16 protein-coding genes are annotated in these 18,400 nt (G+C 46.0%); 10 read left to right on the forward strand and 6 right to left on the reverse strand.

The features are described from left to right. The first annotated feature begins 20 nt into the window (after positions 1-20). The gene (locus H6F73_RS25340) at positions 21-839 is read left to right on the forward strand and encodes an alpha/beta hydrolase (RefSeq protein WP_190761522.1); all 819 of its coding nucleotides are present in this window, start codon (positions 21-23) and stop codon (positions 837-839) included. Between the two features lie 375 nt (positions 840-1,214). Next, entirely contained in the window at positions 1,215-3,209 is a 1,995-nt protein-coding gene (locus H6F73_RS25345) for an ATP-binding protein (protein ID WP_190761523.1), read from the forward strand. A 69-nt stretch (positions 3,210-3,278) separates the two neighbouring features. Here H6F73_RS25345 and prfC read toward each other — a convergent pair whose 3' ends face one another. Next, positions 3,279-4,907, reverse strand: a complete 1,629-nt coding sequence (gene prfC / locus H6F73_RS25350) for a peptide chain release factor 3 (protein WP_190761524.1) — start codon at positions 4,905-4,907, stop codon at positions 3,279-3,281. A 235-nt stretch (positions 4,908-5,142) separates the two neighbouring features. On the opposite strand from prfC, the gene H6F73_RS25355 reads away from it, so the two are divergent. The 3 genes from H6F73_RS25355 to H6F73_RS25365 all read left to right on the forward strand — a co-directional run bounded on the left by H6F73_RS25355 (position 5,143) and on the right by H6F73_RS25365 (position 6,672). After that, positions 5,143-5,478, forward strand: a complete 336-nt coding sequence (locus H6F73_RS25355; RefSeq protein WP_190761525.1) for a DUF4870 domain-containing protein — start codon at positions 5,143-5,145, stop codon at positions 5,476-5,478. A gap of 216 nt (positions 5,479-5,694) precedes the next feature. Then, positions 5,695-6,030 (forward strand): DUF4870 domain-containing protein, encoded by a 336-nt coding sequence (locus H6F73_RS25360; protein WP_190761526.1) that lies wholly within the window; start codon positions 5,695-5,697, stop codon positions 6,028-6,030. 108 nt (positions 6,031-6,138) lie between these two features. Continuing rightward, on the forward strand, positions 6,139-6,672 hold the full coding sequence (locus tag H6F73_RS25365; protein ID WP_190761527.1) for a hypothetical protein: 534 nt from the start codon (positions 6,139-6,141) through the stop codon (positions 6,670-6,672). Between the two features lie 287 nt (positions 6,673-6,959). Here H6F73_RS25365 and H6F73_RS25370 read toward each other — a convergent pair whose 3' ends face one another. The 3 genes from H6F73_RS25370 to H6F73_RS25380 all read right to left on the reverse strand — a co-directional run bounded on the left by H6F73_RS25370 (position 6,960) and on the right by H6F73_RS25380 (position 10,503). Further along, positions 6,960-8,543 (reverse strand): B12-binding domain-containing radical SAM protein, encoded by a 1,584-nt coding sequence (locus H6F73_RS25370; protein ID WP_190761528.1) that lies wholly within the window; start codon positions 8,541-8,543, stop codon positions 6,960-6,962. A 122-nt stretch (positions 8,544-8,665) separates the two neighbouring features. Further along, complete coding sequence (locus H6F73_RS25375; protein ID WP_190761529.1) at positions 8,666-10,048, reverse strand: amidohydrolase family protein; 1,383 nt, start codon at positions 10,046-10,048, stop codon at positions 8,666-8,668. 134 nt (positions 10,049-10,182) lie between these two features. Beyond that, entirely contained in the window at positions 10,183-10,503 is a 321-nt protein-coding gene (locus H6F73_RS25380; protein ID WP_190761530.1) for an Mpo1-like protein, read from the reverse strand. Position 10,504: 1 nt separating this feature from the next. Between H6F73_RS25380 and H6F73_RS25385 the strand changes: the two genes are divergently transcribed. Continuing rightward, entirely contained in the window at positions 10,505-10,678 is a 174-nt protein-coding gene (locus H6F73_RS25385; RefSeq protein ID WP_190761625.1) for a hypothetical protein, read from the forward strand. Between the two features lie 79 nt (positions 10,679-10,757). Here H6F73_RS25385 and H6F73_RS25390 read toward each other — a convergent pair whose 3' ends face one another. Continuing rightward, positions 10,758-11,240: a sterol desaturase family protein gene (locus H6F73_RS25390; RefSeq protein WP_190761531.1), complete on the reverse strand. Its 483-nt coding sequence runs from the start codon at positions 11,238-11,240 to the stop codon at positions 10,758-10,760. Between the two features lie 251 nt (positions 11,241-11,491). Here H6F73_RS25390 and H6F73_RS25395 point away from each other — a divergent pair, with 251 nt between their 5' ends. The 4 genes from H6F73_RS25395 (at position 11,492) to H6F73_RS25415 (ending at position 17,185) form a co-directional block, all read left to right on the forward strand. Further along, a complete protein-coding gene (locus H6F73_RS25395) occupies positions 11,492-12,082 on the forward strand; it encodes a hypothetical protein (protein ID WP_190761532.1) in 591 nt (196 codons plus the stop codon). 458 nt (positions 12,083-12,540) lie between these two features. Next, on the forward strand, positions 12,541-14,079 hold the full coding sequence (locus H6F73_RS25400) for a methyl-accepting chemotaxis protein (RefSeq protein ID WP_190761533.1): 1,539 nt from the start codon (positions 12,541-12,543) through the stop codon (positions 14,077-14,079). A gap of 305 nt (positions 14,080-14,384) precedes the next feature. After that, a complete protein-coding gene (locus H6F73_RS25405) occupies positions 14,385-15,026 on the forward strand; it encodes a hypothetical protein (RefSeq protein WP_190761534.1) in 642 nt (213 codons plus the stop codon). 476 nt (positions 15,027-15,502) lie between these two features. Continuing rightward, positions 15,503-17,185 (forward strand): GH3 auxin-responsive promoter family protein, encoded by a 1,683-nt coding sequence (locus H6F73_RS25415; protein WP_190761535.1) that lies wholly within the window; start codon positions 15,503-15,505, stop codon positions 17,183-17,185. A 6-nt stretch (positions 17,186-17,191) separates the two neighbouring features. Here H6F73_RS25415 and H6F73_RS25420 read toward each other — a convergent pair whose 3' ends face one another. Next, positions 17,192-18,400, reverse strand: a complete 1,209-nt coding sequence (locus H6F73_RS25420) for an MFS transporter (RefSeq protein WP_347239614.1) — start codon at positions 18,398-18,400, stop codon at positions 17,192-17,194.

Consider the following 18,400-nt stretch of genomic DNA (forward strand, 5'->3'; position numbering starts at 1 on the left):
CACCTAAGCTGAAAACTTTTATGGTTGGAACCACAAGCCTTCTTAAGCGTAATCATGTACAAATACTGGGTAATGGTTCTCAAACGATTATCTTTGCTCACGGGTTCGGCTCCGACCAAACGGCTTGGCGGCATCAGGTGGAAGCATTTGCCTCTGACTACCGCCTCGTCCTCTTCGATCATGTCGGAGCCGGCAAGTCTGATTTTTCTGCCTACAGTCCGCGTCGCTACAGCAGTCTTTACAGTTATGCCGAAGACTTGCTGGAGTTGTGTTCCGAATTAAGAATTAAAGACTGCATCTTAGTGGGTCACTCGGCTAGTGGTATGGTCAGTTTACTAGCCGCGTTAGTCCAGCCTGCGGTATTTAGCCAACTAATCTTTATCAGTGCGTCGCCACGTTATCTCAATGATATTAACTACATCGGGGGATTTGAGCAGTCCGATCTTGACACCCTCTACGCAGCCATGTCGTCCAATTACTACGCTTGGGCAAGTGGTTTTGCGCCTCTGGCAATGGGGAACCCGGAAAAACCTGAATTGGCCATCGAGTTTGCCAATACCCTCAGTGCTATCCGCCCGGATATCGCTCAAGCTGTAGCACGGGTGATTTTCCAGTCAGATCACCGGATTGAGTTACCGCGCCTGAAAGTGCCGACACTGATCGTGCAATCAAGCGATGATATTGCGGTGCCGTCTGAGGTTGGCTGCTATATGGCAGAGCATATCCCTAACAGTAAGCTACTGCCGATCGCCGCCAGTGGCCACTTACCTCACCTGAGTGCGCCCGACGTGGTGACTAATGCCATCAAAGCCCATCTCGATAAATGTGTCAAGTTATAAGGAATTGGGCATTCTAAACAAATGGGACGGAAGTTGCTTTAAGCTGAAACTCATTTGTTTAGCTGCTCGGAAACCTGTTTTTAATTGAGGGAATCGGGATGAGCCGCAAACGCCGGCAGACAAAGATTAATAAAACTTTGCAAAATCTAAAATTTTTATTAAATTTTTAATTTTTGTTAAAGATAAAGAAAGTGTTTTGTAAATTTCTTTGCGATGAATGCGCCTTTTTTTGAGCGATAAAACTTTCTGATTGAGGAAGTCTCGCTGACTCTGAAAGGGAAATTCAAAATATAAAAGGGTATGAGGAAATCAGGAGAATACCTGATCGAACGGAAATAAAGCATTCTGTATTTTCAGAAAATATCGTGTTCAGTAATGCAAAATACTCGATGGTTCAACTTGCCGTACAATCATCCTGACCGGCTACCGACTTTCAGGGGCGCTATTGTGGGGCTAACGCTGGCTCTAGTGGGTTTTAGTGTCCTAGCTGGAGTGATGCCGGTGTTGATCGTCGCACCGGCATTGTTTGCGGCTGCTTTGATGCTGCCACTGTCACCAATGCTGGTGGCGCTGATGCTGGGGCAGAGTGGGTTGTTGACGCTGTATAGCTACAGCAGCGCTCTGCTAGGCGATGACAATGTATTGCTGACACGTTACAGCATAGCCGTGGGGAGTGCGACCGTTCTGGGTGTTTTAGCACGAAGATTTTTACTCGGCATTGAGTGGCAGTTTGCTTCGCGCAACCTGCTCGCATCCCTACTGGAGGCAGACACGACTGCAACTCCCGAAATTCTTCTGACTAAAGCGCTCTCCTCCCTGCGCGAATTAGCCCGTGCAGACGCGGCAATTGCCCTGCATCAACTTGACGAAGTCACAGCAGAGGCGCTCGTCTGTCTTCCCCAGACGGCATTGCCGGATAAACTAACGACCCCTAAACTTTTTGCTGAGGCGCTCGCTCAGAATCGCTGCCTTTACTATTCTGATTATCCCAGTAGTGCCGGCGCAGCGCCGGTTTTGGTTGGCCAAGGCACTCAGTCTCTAGCTGTGCTGCCGTTGCAAGATGCCGGCAATCGGCGCGGGGCAATTCTGCTAATCTGGTATCGCCGCACTGAGATTTCTTGGCGCTTAAGGAAGCTAATGGAGTCGCTATTAGCGGGTGTGCGGACTCTCTTGCGCTTCCAAGACACAACGTTCCACTTTGAAAAGCTACAGGCACGCTACAGCGCGATTCTAGAGACAATCCCTCAAGGTGTGGTGTTTGTGGATGAAAGTGGAGAGCAAAGTTGGCTGAATCAGGCTGCGGCTAAGCAACTGAATCTGATGCCTGGATCTGTAGAGCCGGTGGTAATCTCTCAGGCAATGGCAAAGTTACGCACCAGTGCTGAAAATCAGGAGGCGATCGCGCAGCAGGCGGTTAAGTTTTTCTCACAGCCTCAAGCGGAGATTCGGGATTGGTTATGGGTTTGTGCAAATGAAAGCCTGCCCCAAGATTCTACTTGGCCGGCAGAAAATCATGAACCCAATGCTACACCTGTCCCTGAAGGGCGAACAGTGCTGAGTCTTTCCAGCACTCCGACGCGTGTGCGCGATGTGCCCGGTCGCCTCTGGTTGCTAGATAATGTGACTGAGCGCTATTTCAGCCGCTTAGCGCTGGTGGATCGTACCCAGCAATTAGAAATTGTTAACCAAGAGCTAGAAGCATTTTCTCACTCAGTTGCTCACGACTTGCGAGCACCCTTGGCTTCGATTGACGCGTTTAGCCTGCTTTTGCTGAGAGACTATGCTGAAAAGCTTGATGAGGAGGGTTTGGACGACCTTCAGAGTATTCGGACGGCAACGGCGCGAATGCGGCAACTGATTGATGATTTGCTACAGTTGGCGCGGGTGGCACGCACGGAAATGAGGCGTGAAGTGATTGATGTCAGTGGCTTAGCTCAGGCAGTCCTTAACAATTTGAAGAAGACAAAGCCGGCACGTCAGGTGGAATGGGTGATCGCCACTGGTGTGGTGGCTAAGGTTGATGGCCGGCTGCTACAGATTGTGTTAGAGAATCTGCTGGGAAATGCTTGGAAATATACGTCTAAACACCAGAACGCTCGAATTGAATTTGGGGTTCTGCCGCAATCGGCTGGTCAAACCGGCCTCCCGTCTCCCAGTCCTATTTACTTTGTGCGCGATGACGGGGCCGGTTTTGATATGACCTACGCGGATAAGCTTTTTGGAACCTTCCAGCGTCTGCACCGCACCAGTGAGTTTGAGGGCACCGGCGTTGGCTTGGCAACCGTGCAGCGCATCATTCACCGGCACGGGGGCCGAATTTGGGCGGAAGCTGAGGTGGAGAAAGGTGCAACTTTCTATTTTACGCTTTAAATTTCGGGCGGGTTGAGAAAATCTTTGCAGAAAACCCGCCCCTAATTCACGCTTCTACTGGCTTTGTTGTTACAAAGATTCCGGTTCCTGGCCGGCAACCACCGGCGCTGTGGCTTTCAGTTTTAACCCTGGGTGATCTGCTTCTACTTGATGCAAATTCCACTCATTTTTAAACAGTAAAACCGGCCTTCCCCAGCTATCTTTGACGGTGACTGTGTTGAACAGCCGCCCGACTTTTTGTAATGCTTCCCAGCCGCCGGTCGCCCAACGGGCCACGGAGAAGGGCAACATTTCCAGCAAGGTTTCTACCCCGTATTCGTTTTGCATCCGAAACTGCACGACTTCAAATTGCAACTGGCCTACTGCGGCGAGAATTGGGTCGCGCTTTGCTTCATCTGCGGAATACATAATTTGCACCGCACCTTCTTCGCGCAACTCGGCAACGCCTTTGCGGAATTGCTTGAATTTAGAAGGGTTAGGATTTTTCAGGTAAGCAAACAGTTCCGGAGAAAAGCAGGGAATACCTTCATATTCAAGTTTTTGGCCGGTATAAATCGTGTCGCCAATTGCAAAAACTCCGGGATTATTTAACCCGATCACATCCCCCGGATAGGCTTCTTCAATCGATTCGCGATCTTGGGCGAAAAGTTTTTGCGGGCGGGAGAGACGCACGTTTTTGCCGGTTCTGGCATGATTCACGGTCATGTCTTTTTCAAACTTGCCGGTGCAGACGCGCACAAAGGCGACCCGATCTCGGTGTTTCGGGTCCATATTCGCTTGCAATTTAAAGACAAAGCCAGAAAATTCTGGATGAGTCGGGGGAAGGTCACCGACAGAAGTTTTGTGTGAACCGGGTTTTAGGGCGTAGTCTAAGAACGAGTCGAGGAATAACTGCACGCCAAAATTGGTCATGGCGCTGCCGAAGAAAACGGGTGTCATTTTGCCGGCATGAACCTGTTCTAAATCTAATTCTGAACCCACTCCATCCAGCAGCTCTAACTCATCTTTGAATTGATAATAAAGGTCTTTTTCTAACAATTCTTCGAGGCGAGGATCGCCTAGATCGATGGCTGTATCGAGCGCTTCACGGCTACCGTGGGCACTACGCTCAAACAGGTGAATTTGCTGGGTGCGCCGGTCGTAGACGCCTTTGAAGCGGTCACCCATCCCAATCGGCCAGTTTACTGCATAGGTTGCTAGACCCAGTTCTTTCTCAATTTCGTCTAGCAGTTCTAACGGTTCACGTCCGGGCCGGTCGAGTTTGTTAAAAAAAGTGAAGATGGGAATGGAACGCATCCGGCACACTTCAAACAGTTTGCGTGTTTGCGGTTCTAGCCCTTTGGCGGCGTCTTCCAACATCACGGCGTTGTCTGCGGCGGCGAGGGTGCGATAGGTGTCTTCGCTGAAGTCTTGGTGTCCGGGGGTGTCTAGCAGGTTAATCTGCCGGCCTCGATATTCAAACTGCAATACTGTGGAAGTGATGGAAATGCCCCGCTGTTGCTCCATTGCCATCCAGTCTGAAGTCGCATGACGCTGTGCTCTGCGTGCCTTTACAGCACCGGCTTCGTGAATTGCACCCCCGTACAGCAGCAGCTTTTCTGTAAGTGTGGTTTTACCGGCATCGGGGTGGGAAATAATGGCAAAGTTGCGGCGCTGATCAACCGCTGCTAGAAGTTCGGTTTGCAGTTCTGTGGTCATGCTGAAATTTGGCGGGACGAGGTTACGGAGCTTTAAGTTTGAGTGTAGCAAAGCTAGCTAAGGATTCAAGTTTTATCCCTAGCACGAATTGCTTGGCTGTCGTGTGCGGAAACTCCCCCCAGATCCCACCCAGCGTAAATGTTGGCTGTCAAAGTTAAAATACATTACAGATAACGAAGCGGATCAGCCGCTGGCAACAATAGCAAAGCCCGAAATGGGTGAGAGAGTTGGTTAAATGGACAAACGAAAGCTTTTATCAGCACTGTCTCATGGGGCGATATTTTTCAGCACTACGATTGTGTCTGTTGGGATACCGATTGCAGTTTGGTTTGTATCGGATGACTCGGTTGTGCGAGAAAATGCCAAAGAATCGATCAATTTCCATATTAACGTATGGTTTTATGGAGCCATTATTGCAGCGCTGGCTTTCTTGACCTTTGGGTTGCTGGGGTTGATTTTGGGTCCTATCGGGTTTCTTATCCACTGGGGACTGACGGTTCTGGCACTTTTACAGGTCTTTGGAAATTCTGACCAGCCTTATCGCTACCCGTTTATTTTCCGCATTCTCTAAGGCTGCCGGTGTGGGAAATGTTCGTGATTGCACTTGCAGGATATTTCGGGTAATGGATAATTGGTAATTAGAAAGGGCAGAGCATTACCAATTATCCATCCGCTTTTAAAAGATAACCGAACGCTCTAATCTTAAATAAAAGCGAGTAATTAAAGTGATGCCGATTTTAGGCCGGTATGATTGAACGTATCGTGCAATCAATGGGAGCGTGCTCGCATGAATGACTTAGATAAACGGAAGCTCTTCTCAGCGTTGTGTCATGGAGCGATATTTTTTAGCGCTGCACTTGTCTCTATTGGCATACCGATTGCGCTTATGTTTATATCTAACGATCCGGTGGTGAAAGACAATGCTAAGGAATCCTTAAATTTTCACATTAACCTTTATATTTATGCAGCTATCTTTGGGCTGCTGGCTTTGGTATTAATTGGGCTTCCACTGTTAATTCTGTTAGGTATTGCCAGTTTTGTACTCCCGATTATGGCTATTATTCAAGTTCTGGGCAATCCCGACCGGCCTTATCGCTACCCGTTTATTTACCGCTTGGTATGATAACTGCCTAAACACCTGAGCTTAGATATAAAAAATTAGTTTTAGGAATCACCGGCTGTCGGCGTGTAGTGATGGTTATCTAACCATTACACGCGACAGCCTACTTTTATGCGTACACAATTTTTATCCATCGCTGCTTGTGGTTTATTAGGTGCCGGCGCAATCGCGCAACCGACAGTTGCCAACACCGAAGTTCCTATCACTTCCATTCGCTTCGTGGGCGCTCAGAAAGGCGGACAAGCAAGAGGCGTTTTTATTGTACCGGATGTAGACACAACTCGCTCAGCTTATGGTGGCAAGCTGAGTCGTTATGATGTCCACATCTCTAAAATGCTTGAAGTGGCAAATCTCTATTGTTCTAATAGTTGGAACAGCGTTGAGTGGCATTACTTTGCCGGTGATGGTGAGATCAATATGGGGCGATTTGTAATGAGTTGTAACCTTGTGCGTGATATCCACATTGCTTATGGCACAGGACGTCCCGAACGAACCGTGATTCGCTACGGTTACGGATACGACTCAGCAAGCGAAGAAAGATATCTGCCGGTTTTGAATTTAAATGGAGACAAAATTCCTAAATTTCAAAGCTTTGTTCAGCGCTTTACGCCTGTAGGTAAGGCACAACGGATTGATTCACAATAACCTCCCAAAACTAATGATTTCTTTCCGAAATATTGTTTTTTAAGCGCAGAAAGAGGTCAAGATTAAATTACATTTTGTCTTCCAACCTTTGCGGTATTTCTGTTTCCTGATATCGCCACACCTGCTCGATAACCAGCCGGGAGTTTAAACCTCTGGTTAATAGCTAAAGCCGGATAAATCCGACTTGAAAATTATTGGATTCGGATTTATTCGACTTAAACGAAACCGCCCGAAAATCAATTTCCGGGCGGTTTGGAGGCTGTTGCTGAAAAAAATCGTTGCAAGGATTAAGCGGCTGCTGATTCTCTCGCCTCTTCATGAATCTTCGTTTTAGCCCCAGCTTCAGATGCCATATATTCAGCTAGTTGAGCTTCAATTTGTTCGCGCACAATCTGGCGATATTCGATAAAGTGTTCGCTGTGGGCGCAAACAGTTAAATAGGCATCCCACACGCGGGGATTGTGCCGGAAGATGCCAAACAGATTGCGCCAGAACTGCCAGCGAGTATGGCGAACAAAACCTTGCCGCCAGCAGACAGTCAGCAGTGCTTTAACATTCACCCAACTTGGCGGTCTTGTGGGGGCGTGATGCTTGGGAACCCCTAACATTAGAAAGTGCCGATAGGTGCGATTTAAAAATGTCATGGGGTCGTACAATTGCCAAAACGCATCAACATATTCACGGGCAATTGTCTCTATGGGACGCGTTGGCACAAAGTTCATTAAGTTGGTTTGGTTGATAGCCGTGGTTTTGCCATGCAACCGGCCTTCTTTTTCCAGCCGGTGCCACAGTCCGGTATCTGGCAATGCCTGTAACATACTGAACAGTGCTGTGGGGATTGCTGTTTGCTCAACAAACCGGACAATTCGCTCACCGGCACCTGGTTTTTCGCCATCAAAACCAATAATAAAGCCGGCCATTACCCGCAAGCCGGTTCTCGTAATCGCCTCCACAGATTCTGAAAGCGGATCTCTTGTATTTTGAAACTTTTTGGTAAACGCTAAACTTTCTTCATCAGGTGTTTCAATTCCTAGAAAGACAGCATTGAAGTTGCACTCAACCATCAATTTCATCAGTTCAGGATCTTGTGCTAAATCAATGGATGCTTCAGTATTTAAATGGAAGGGATAGTTGCGTTCTATCATCCAGGTTTTCAACTCATTTAGCAACAATCTGACATTGCGTTTGTTGCCAATAAAGTTGTCATCTACCATGAAAATGCTGCGTCGCCAGCCTAATTCATAAAGCCGGTCAAGTTCAGCTAAAAGTTGTTCTGGAGATTTTGTCCGAGGTTTGCGACCGTAGAGAACAATAATGTCACAAAATTCGCATTGAAACGGGCAACCGCGAGAGAACTGGATTGACATATTGTCGTAGGCTTCAAAATCCAGCAACTCAAAGCGCGGGATTGGCGTTGAAGTCACATCAGGCTTTTCTGTGGCGCGGAAAGTTCCTGAAACTTCACCCTTTTGAATCGCCTCGACAAACATGGGCAGGGTGAGTTCGCCTTCATCTAAAATCAGAAAATCTGCACCGGCAGCATTCGCTTCTTTTGGCAATGCCGTTGGATAAGGGCCGCCCACTGCGACTAATTTGCCGCGTCGTTTTGCTTCCTCAATTTGAGCAATAAAATCTAGCTTTTGAACAATCATGGCTGAAATAATTACAACTTCAGCCCATTCCCATTCCGCCTCCGTTACTGCCCGAACATTGCGATCAACTAACTTAAACTCCCATTCTTGAGGCAAAATTGCCGCAACTGTTGCCAAACCCAATGGCGGCAGCATTGCCTTTCGCCCCACCAGTTCTAAGGTTTTTTCAAATGACCAGAAACTTTTTGGAAATAGGGGATAGAGGAGTAAAACTCGCATTGAAACTCAAGCCTCATAAAAAAGGGAAGCGGTCAGTTAGAAATTGTTAGCACTCAACAATCAGTGTTTTTTTCAGTGATTGCTGAGTATTCTACTGGCTGTTGAGTGCCACTTACTAACTTTTAGGCATGAACCATTTGGTTTGCCGGCAGAGATTGGCGCAAACGTTCGCCATACAACGCTAACGCATTGCCACCTAACAGCAATCCGAGATGCTGCCGGTCGTAATTTGTCACCTCAGCCGCATCTTTGACGCAATTTTTCAGAACCCCATCCCAGTGACCATAATCGCCTGAGAAGCAAGCCAAATGCTTGCCAATTTCACCCATCGCCGTCGGCAGATAAGCCGGTCCCGGATCGTCAGATTCAAACGAGGTAAAAATCTGACCCCGTTCAAAATATTCCAGAGGATCGCGGTGACGCAAATCGTAGTGCTCGTACAAGCTGGCATCATCGATTTTTGTGGGATCGTTTTGAGCATTCCACATCAAATCGAAAAGATTTTTCGCCTGAGAGATAATATTGACATTATTGCTCCCACGCTCCTGAATGAGCAACTTGGTAAACTCCATCAAAGAGGGGCGATAGGGATGCTTGGGATCAAAGTCTCGAATGCGTTTTTCCCAGTGTTCGTGGAAAGAATGGGCCAAATCTGGCAGCCAACCGCAACCACCTTCTAAAAAGCCAACTCGCAGAGTGGGGAATTTCTCAAAAGCCCCATCAAACACCATCCGCGCGAGCGCTAATTGCTGCTGATTTCGCTGCACGAAAATGTGAGTGAGGATGAAAGTTTCGGTGTAGTCTGAAATCCCACCCACCATATAGGAACCTGGGCCACCGTGTACGCCTAGGGCGATATCCAGGTCTACGGCAGCTTGTAAAATGGGGTGGAAGTCAGGATGGCTGATGGTTTTGCAAGCGCGGATTTCCGGGAAAGCATCGGGTGCTTTGGGATGAGGGATCGGCATATTGGGGGCAACTGCAACGCCAATCATGCCCAATTCATTAACACATCGGTGCATTTCTGCTACGGCTTCATTCACATCTTGAAGCGGCAAAACACCAATTGGTTTGAGCCGATCACTGTACTTGCGGCAATCATCGGCGATATAGCTGTTGTAAGCTTTGCACAACGCAACCCCGAAATCTTTATCCAAAATGCTGGAGAAGATTAGATTTAGGGTGCCGTAGATCACTTGGACATCTACGCCTTCTTGATCCATGTGTTCAACCCGGCGCTGATTGAACAAAGCGCCTAAGGTTGTATCTGGGTGGAGGTTGCGAAAGCCGCCTTTACCGAAACCCTGCGGTTGGGGGAACATCCGCATAAAGTCTTTTTTGCCGGTGGCTGGGTTAAAGTCCATGACTCTTGCCCGTTGATCGCCGAGGCTATCGACAACTAAACCGAGCCGGTCGCGATACTCTGGTTCCAAATAATCCCGCATAATCAGGGGATTTTCTATCTTATGAGCATCGGCATCAATCACCAGTAAGCCGTCGTACATTAACTTTCCTCTGTTAGTTCTTAGTTGTCAGTTGTCAGATTTTAGGGGCTAGAGACGTTCGAGGGAACTGGACTAGCAGAATAGGTTTCTACTGCTCAGTCTCGCGCCGATTGCTTAGGTTATTTTAAGTGAACCTAGCGTGAAGCCGGCTTACGGTTAAAGTGCGCCCACAATTGGCGTAAACCAAACCAGTGTTCAAACGACCACGACATCGAGGCGAGGATGGTGATGCCGGGATATTTTCTAAAAGCAGGTTCGTTTTTTTCAAAAAAGGCATGACCTCCCAAGGCAAATACTTGGGTGAAGATCAAGCAAAGAAGGGTGAGACGCCAGTCATAAAATAGCAAGATCACCGCCGCAATTGCCAGGATGTTGGTTATATGATGCAGGATTTGGTTAATGGGATTTTGATGGCTGGCCACAAAGTGTGCTTTGGCTTCTTGGAAGTAGCTCACGGTGATTCTCCTGTCGAGTCACGCTTTTGGGAACAATATCACTTACGCTCTCATTCTGGCGAGAGCGAGCGCAAAATTTCAAGGATTGGCTGGGATTGGGGAATGGGGATTGGGCATTGGGCATTGGGCATGGGGCATGGGGCATGGGGCAAGGCTGCGCCAACAAGAACGGTAGGGTCAAGGCTGCGCCAACAAGAACGTTAGGGGGATGGGGCATTGGGCACCCTTTACGCACTCACTCCTCAAAATTCCCTCTACCACCAGCGCAGTTGTAAGTAATTTCGTGGTGGTTGAGTCATTTCCTCTTCAGTTAGCCATTCCACCGGCTTGTAGGTGCCAAAGACATGATCCCACCAATCAACTGCTAGACCGAAGTTGTGGTGCCACATATTGTATTTGTGGTGGACATAGTGAACCGGCATCTTCATCCAAAAGCACGCTTTTGGGTTTTCGTGCTGTAGTTGGTGGGCATAAGCTGAAAAGGCTGCATAAGCCACTCCGCCCAGACACCAACCGATACCGGCTTCTAGGGAGTAGAAAAACATTAGGGCCAGAACAAGGCCAGTCCCCTTAATATAGTCCCGAAATTCCCAGATCACGCCTTGGCCTTCGTTGCGCCGGTGGTGATCGCGGTGACGTTCGCCAATTTTAGGCGAGACGTGCATTAAGCGGTGCATCCAATATTCCACTAAACTTGCCAAGATAAAGGCAATGATAAAACAGGCGATTGCGATCATGCTGCCTCCTCACGCGGGATGTTTCTGTAGTGAAACCACCAGGGATATTTTGCCATTTTCTGGCTGCCGGTGAGGGGTACGATTCGCCTAAAAGTTAAGTTATGGTTCTCTACCACGAGACGTGTGCGAAGCTGTAGAATGCCGCTTATCTGCGTTCACCGGCAGGGTGCAATCTCACAGACCAAGTAGCCTCATCCTAGATAAGTCGGACAGAAGGCTCAGAAATAATTCTTTGGATGAAAGATCGCCCCATGAAAGTAAATAACCTTGATTGGCCAGAGATTGCTGAATATTTAGCGCTTTCCGGTGCTGTGATTGGTTCAATTGTCGCTGTGGCTTCACAGCAAGTTTTGTATTCGGCTGTGCCGGTGTCTTTATCGTTGTTATTGAACTTGTTTAACCGGCATCGTTGGGAGGAACTGACGAGGGCGAGACTGACTGCTGCGATCACCCAACTAGACCAAAAGTTGTTTAGTATCAAAGCTTTAGTTGAGCGGCGCGTTGACGACTTGAGAATGGACATTGCTCAGCTGAATCAGGAGGCGCAAAAAATTCAAGCCGGCCAGGAAGTGGAAAACTTGGGGACAGCTATGCTGAAATTGCAACAGCAGATCGTTTCGCTAGAGCAATCTCTTGAGGTGATGAGCGTTCAGTTAGAAGAATTAACCCCACCAGGCGGCATTCAGTCTCAGATGCAGTCTGGCGAGGCATCTGTGGCCACTCCTGTTCGGTTGCATGATATCCACTCCGTCCCAGAGCAAGATGCGATTAGAATTGCCTCTCAACAAGTACCCGAAGCCGGTTCAAATCCTCAAGATGTGTTAAGGCGATATCACTGGTAACCCTTGAAGTGTTTCGAGATTTATCAAAACGGGTGTAAAACACCCAAAAATGTTGCTATGAGCTGGGGATGAAAGCTAAGCTGGACTGGCTAAGTTTTGAACGCCTTAGCTGTTGCCGGTGCCGTGCAAGCATCACCATTTGGCACAGCACGGAAATTACTTAGTCCTACCCAGCTATCAACGATGATGCCTGCACTTTGACTGATACTTAGGCTTTTATCCTATGAAAAAATAGAAGATAGAATTTTAGCAAGGCAGACTCCAGTAGTGTACTTGTCGATCTGAGTAATGTTTTAATCGGAGTTCTGTTGTTAACTAATTCAAGGATATGTTTATCTTTATATTAAATTGTAAATAACTATTCAATTCAACTATAAAATTTTAGTTAAAATTGTTTAAAACTCATTTTTTAAAAAATATTTTAGTATTGTTGGATTTGAAGTAAAGGGCATGAGTTTATGGAATTTAAAATGAATCTAAAAACAAAAATGTTAATTAGCTCTACTATTCCTTTATTTTTGTATATGCTAATGGTTGGGTTGGTTTACTCAACAGCAAATCAAGTCTTTAAGACATTTGAAGAAGTTGAAAGACTACAAAAAGTCTTGATATTGGCTAATAAACTGGAAACAGAAGCTAAGGCAATGATCCGAAATTATAGGGGATACGTTATTGATAATAACGATGAATTCATTAAGGAATATCAACAGAATTTAAAAGCTACTCGTGAGGCAGCAGTTTTACTCGAAGAAATTGTAAAGAGTAAAGAGCAAAAAACCCGTATTTCCCAAATGCTTGATGTAGTTAAAGAGTATGATAATTTTACAAAAAAATCAATAAATCTTATTAATCAAGGAAAACAAAATCAAGCAATCGCTTTATTCAAAACAGGTCAGGGGACAAAATTTGTTAATAAATTTGATGAAATTAGTCAAGATTTTAGAGAATTCCAGCAAGAGCAACTTGAAGAAAAAACCGCACAATCAAAAAATGCTTTAAATTTTTTGCTCTATGCACTTATTGTTGGGTCATTATTGCTAATTATTTTAGCCATAACCGTTGCTTTAATCCTTTCTTCTGGAATTACGAATACGATTAATCAAGCTGTTAGTTCAATTGCCTCATCTTCAACGCAAATTGCGGCAACCGTAGAACAGCAGGAACGTACAGCAGCACAGCAAGCGAGTTCCGTCTATCAAACAACGACGACAATGGATGAGTTGGGCGCGTCATCCCGTCATGCAGCACAGCAAGCAGAATTATCAGCCGAAAGTGCGCGTCAAGTTTTAAAGCTAGCAGAATCAGCATCAGCCGGCGCACATCAAGTTTTAAACCGGGCAGAGGAAGGCAATAAATCGGTGACGCAAACCCTTGAGGGAATTTACGCACTAAAAGACAATGTCGGGGCAATTGCTGAGCAAATTATGCGCTTAAGCCAGCAGGCAAATCAGATCGGCAGTATTACGAATGCAGTTACCCAGTTAGCAAATCAAACAAATATGTTAGCACTCAACGCAGCAGTGGAAGCCGTTCGTGCTGGAGAGCAAGGTAAAGGATTTGGTGTTGTTGCCGCAGAGATTCGCAAACTCGCCGATCAAAGCAAAATCTCAGCCGATAAAATCACTGTTCTCATTGATGAGATCCAAAAAGCTATTAATTTTACTGTGATAGTGACTGATCAAGGAACGAGAAAAGCTGAGGAAGGAATTAAACTTTCTCAAGGAACTGTAGAGGTTTTTACGAGCGTGACTCAAGCCATTAATGACATTGTTTTGAACAATCAGCAAGTTTCGCTGAATGCAATTAATGAGGTGGTGGAAAGTTGCCAGCAAATTTCGCTCACTTCTAAACAGCAAGCGATTGCGGTTCAGCAAGTCGTGGAGGCAATGAATGCTATTAATCAGGGAGCTTCTGAGACAGCAAGTGGGATCAGTCAAACAAAAATTGGCACTCAAAAACTTAATGAAGCTGCCATGCATCTCAAAACAGTAGTGTAATGAATATTAAAGCGCCGATAGTATTGAAACTATCGCATTGATATAGTAGTGAGGGGGTGCATCTCAAATTTGTCAAAATATTGGAGTGAGATCAATAAGCTGCCTAATGACGACAAGCGGGCAAGATGCCCGGACTACAAATTTACAAAAATGGGATGCTATTGTAATGAGGCTGCCGATCCCCTAAAGATTTTATTCCTAATTTAAAGCAGTCGTAAGGCAATTATTGATAATTTAGAAATGCACATAAATTTGGTAATAAAGGTTATCAAAACGAAAAAGCTTATACAAATAAAAGTTTATATATGAACATAAATTTAGTAAAAGAAGCTATCAGAACTGAACAACATAAAAACGGAGAAATCTGGATTAAGTTATCTGAGGTTGCTAAAATTTGCTGTACTAAATACCAATTAGCTATTACAAAAGAATGGTTTACAAATAATCCTGATTTTCGAGTATATCGTACAGCAAACCCTTTGGAGATTTACATAGCTTTGGTTGAAACGCTCCCTTCTTTTTACTCTACAAAAAATGGAGAATTTGAGCCAGAGGAATCAACACTCTCAGAAGAATCTGTATGTAAATCAGAAAGCGAGGAATCAACATTCTCAGAAGAATCTGTATGTAAATCAGAAAGCATAGAACCAGTTATTATATCAAACTCTGCAATACAGATATCAAGCATCCAATCTTGTGAAGATTTGGAACGATATCTATACAGTTTATTGAAAGAACTAGGAGCAGATTCGCCCTTATATTTTGTTGAAATTTCAGTTTTAACAAAACATTTTTATAAAAAGTATGGGAAGCCGATAAAGCCCGTGCTGAATGGATTGATTCCACAATTAAAGTTGGTAGAGTTTATGCAGTGTTATGATTCGTTTCTTATGATAAAAGTTAAGGATAGGTGGACAGTTACCTTACAAAAGTTGGATGATTGCTGAAAAGTTACTTAATACTAATTAAGTTTAACTCTAAAACGGATATATAGCAATCTTTCTTCACAAAAACATGGTTCTACCGTTTAACTTATTTGCCTAAATGCTTTGCCCCGACGTGAATGCCTGTCCCAGATTAAGCTGAGAAATGATATGAGATTCAGCTTGTTAAAGTTTAAAATATTTATTAACTTATAGATTAATTTTTACAGCTTTTACTAAAACAAAAATCGTTAGGATTCAATCGGCTATATAGTTTTTAATTAGCAAAAATAATAAATTAATAATAGCAAATGGTTTTCTCTGTTATTAAGAGAATAAAATTTAATTTTGCAAAATTCACAAAAAATGGTATAACAGAGTGTTTGTCAGGTCAAAGTTACAAAACTCTGCATTCTAAAAAAAATACCAAGGCAGAGAGGAGCGCCGGCTTGATAAATCGCTTCTAAAATCCAAAATTTGATGCGCGGTGTGAGATTCTAATGCCAAACTTTATGTTGCCCATTCTCAGTGCAGTGGCTAAACGTGCCAAAGCAAATTTTGTTCGTCAAACCGGCAAGACGGATGCCGTGCAGGAGAAATCCTTACGATCTGTGCTGCTAGCGCATCGAGATACAGAACTTGGGCGAAAATATCAATTGGGAGAGATCAAAACTATCGAGCAATTTCGAGAGCGCATCCCAATTTTACCTTACAGCAGTTATGAACCCTTAATGGAGCGGATTGCTAAAGGTGAGCAAAATATATTAACCGCTGAACCCGTCGTTTATTTAACACTCACCAGCGGTTCCACCGGCAAGAAAAAACTAATCCCAACCACCCGCCAATCACAAAACATTGTCCGGCAGGCAACTTTAACCAGCATGGGGTTTTTAATAGAGGCGCTAGAGTGGCGAAAACTTCGGTTTGGCAAACTGTTAGTCACCAACTCCGTACAACGCTGGGGACGTACCGAAGGCGGCATTGATTATGGTCCTGCAAGTGCCGGCGTTCTGCGAATGGATAACCGGCTTTACAAACAATTTTTTGCTCACCCTTACGAAGCCCTGCAAGTTGCTGACAGTCCCGCACGCCATTATATCTGTCTGCTATTTGCTTTACGCGATCCTTTAATGCGGGGAATGGTCGCTAATTTTCCCATGCTAATCTTGCGAACTTGTAATTATTTAGAGAAGTTTGCAGAGGAACTGATTCAAGATATTGACAAAGGAACGATCTCCAGCCGGCTAGAACTGGAACCCGAAATTAGAGCGCAATTAGAACAGCAATGGTCAGCCAATCCAAACCGGGCGCGTCAGTTGCGAGAAATCTTAAAATCTGAAGGCCGGCTCACTCCCAAACTCGCTTGGCCAGATATTTCTTTTGTTGCCAACGCACGCGGCGGAACCTCAGATTTTTATTTTGAAAGATTCCCTACTTATTTTGAAAATACTCCGATTTTTGGGGCTGTTTTCTCATCAGCCGAAGGAATGTTTAGCATCTATCCAGATGTCAACACAGATGGCAGCGTTTTAGCAATTGAAAGCGGATTTTTTGAATTTATTCCAGAAGATCAGTGGGACGAAGAACATCCAAAAACCTTACTCGCCACAGAAGTTAAAGCCGGCCAGCGCTATCGCATACTCACAACCAACTATGGCGGTTTCTACCGATACGATATTGGCGATGTCATCGAAGTTGTGGGATTTTATGAAACGACTCCCTTAATTGTCTTTCGCTATCGACGAGCGGGGCAAATTTCCTCCACAACCGAAAAGACAACCGAAGCTCACGCCACACAAGTTATGAAAGCCTTGCAGCAAGAATTTAAGATTCCCTTAGAAGACTTCTGCATTACATTATCTGACAACGACTTCCCAGCGCGATATTTAATTAATATCGAACTCGCTGCCGGTTATCAATTGGAGAATCCTCAAGCCTTTTTAGAAACTTGCGACCGCAAACTTCAAGAAGTCAATACTCACTATGAAATCTCTCGCAAAGATCCGATTCCGCCGCCAAGATTGAGAATTTTAGCACCCGGAAGTTTTGGGATCGTGCGCCAGCGTCAGATAGAAAAAGGCATTCCCGATTCCCAACTCAAATTTCCTCATATTAGTGAAGACCGGCAATTTCTTGCCGGCTTAGTCATAGAACAGGAAATCCGAATGAGCGAAGACAATTAAAAATCATTACCGGCTGGGAGCAAACAGTAACAACCCAGCCACCATTGCAACAATCGCCGCCGCATAAAATACAGCCGCAATGCCACCGGCACCCAACACCGGCCCTAAAAACACCGGCGAAAGAAACTGGCCCAAAAATCCGGCCCCCGTGCCGGCAGCCAGCAAACTAGAACGCATCGTTGAAGGGGCCAAATTTGCTAAAGCCGCATAAAGACTCGGCAGGGCCAAACCAAACCCTACCCCAAAAAACACGGCTGCCGGCAGAATTGCGTTGAGGGTGCCCAGTTGCGCGATGGCCACCAGCATCGCAGCCATCAGCCCAAATCCCAGGGCGATGGCCCGATCAAGTCCCCATTTTTGGGAAATTCGGCTGCTTCCCAAAGCAGAAACAACCGCCGCACCAATCGCGGTGGATGCCAGGACAATGCCATTAACAACCGTGCCGGCGGCTAAAGTTTGTTTGAGATATTGGGGGACATAAATCAAGAAAGCATACATGGTTGCCGAGGCAAGGCTGAGAGTCACTAACAACCGCCAAGTCTGGCTGCGTTTCAGCAAAGCGCCCAACTGCTTGCCGTCCAACGCCAACCCCTTGGCCGGCTGCTGCTGCTTTTCTGGCAGAAAAAACAAGGCGAGTAGCGCCAGGGGCAACCCAATTGCGTAAAGATAGAAGGCAAATTGCCAGTGGGACGCGCCCACCCAGCCGCCTAGAAGTGGGAATAAAATGCCGGTAAGCGTTAAAGTGCTGGTGGCGTAGCCAATCGCTTGCGAACGTTCCGGTTCTTCATACAAACTGCCCAGCAAGCCCAGACTTGCCGCCGCAATGCCGCCACTGGCTGCCCCTAACAGCGCCCGTGTCGCTAAGAGGGGCCAAAAATTGGACATTAGAGCGCCGGCAACGCCAAATATCGCGTAGAGAATCAAGGAGGGAACCAGCACTTTCAGCCGGCTGAAGCGATCAGCTAAAATTCCTAAGAATGGGCTAAACAAGGCAATTGTTAAGCAGTGCATACTGACCAAATTGCCGGCTAGCACCGGATTGAGTTGAAGTTGCTGCACCACCTCCGGCAGCACCGGCGCAACAACTCCCCCGGCCATCGTGGTGAGAGAACCAGCCGCCAGCAATAACAGCAGCCGGCGATCTCGCAACATCGAGGGTTGTGGGTTAGGGTTAGTTGATTGGGATTTGGGGAGTAAAATCTTCAAGCTTTTCAC

Source organism: Microcoleus sp. FACHB-68 (assembly GCF_014695715.1).
In the GTDB taxonomy this organism is placed as follows: Bacteria; Cyanobacteriota; Cyanobacteriia; order Cyanobacteriales; family Oscillatoriaceae; genus FACHB-68.

Bases quoted from the DNA above. Each gene is read 5' to 3' on its own strand.
- H6F73_RS25365 (WP_190761527.1), top strand. From the start codon at position 6,139: ATGCGTACACAATTTTTATCCATCGCTGCTTGTGGTTTATTAGGTGCC.
- H6F73_RS25355 (WP_190761525.1), top strand. From the start codon at position 5,143: ATGGACAAACGAAAGCTTTTATCAGCACTGTCTCATGGGGCGATATTT.
- H6F73_RS25375 (WP_190761529.1), bottom strand. From the start codon at position 10,048: ATGTACGACGGCTTACTGGTGATTGATGCCGATGCTCATAAGATAGAA.
- H6F73_RS25390 (WP_190761531.1), bottom strand. From the start codon at position 11,240: ATGATCGCAATCGCCTGTTTTATCATTGCCTTTATCTTGGCAAGTTTA.
- H6F73_RS25370 (WP_190761528.1), bottom strand. From the start codon at position 8,543: ATGCGAGTTTTACTCCTCTATCCCCTATTTCCAAAAAGTTTCTGGTCA.
- H6F73_RS25345 (WP_190761523.1), top strand. From the start codon at position 1,215: ATGCAAAATACTCGATGGTTCAACTTGCCGTACAATCATCCTGACCGG.
- H6F73_RS25405 (WP_190761534.1), top strand. From the start codon at position 14,385: ATGAACATAAATTTAGTAAAAGAAGCTATCAGAACTGAACAACATAAA.
- prfC (WP_190761524.1), bottom strand. From the start codon at position 4,907: ATGACCACAGAACTGCAAACCGAACTTCTAGCAGCGGTTGATCAGCGC.
- H6F73_RS25340 (WP_190761522.1), top strand. From the start codon at position 21: ATGGTTGGAACCACAAGCCTTCTTAAGCGTAATCATGTACAAATACTG.
- H6F73_RS25400 (WP_190761533.1), top strand. From the start codon at position 12,541: ATGGAATTTAAAATGAATCTAAAAACAAAAATGTTAATTAGCTCTACT.
- H6F73_RS25415 (WP_190761535.1), top strand. From the start codon at position 15,503: ATGCCAAACTTTATGTTGCCCATTCTCAGTGCAGTGGCTAAACGTGCC.
- H6F73_RS25395 (WP_190761532.1), top strand. From the start codon at position 11,492: ATGAAAGTAAATAACCTTGATTGGCCAGAGATTGCTGAATATTTAGCG.
- H6F73_RS25360 (WP_190761526.1), top strand. From the start codon at position 5,695: ATGAATGACTTAGATAAACGGAAGCTCTTCTCAGCGTTGTGTCATGGA.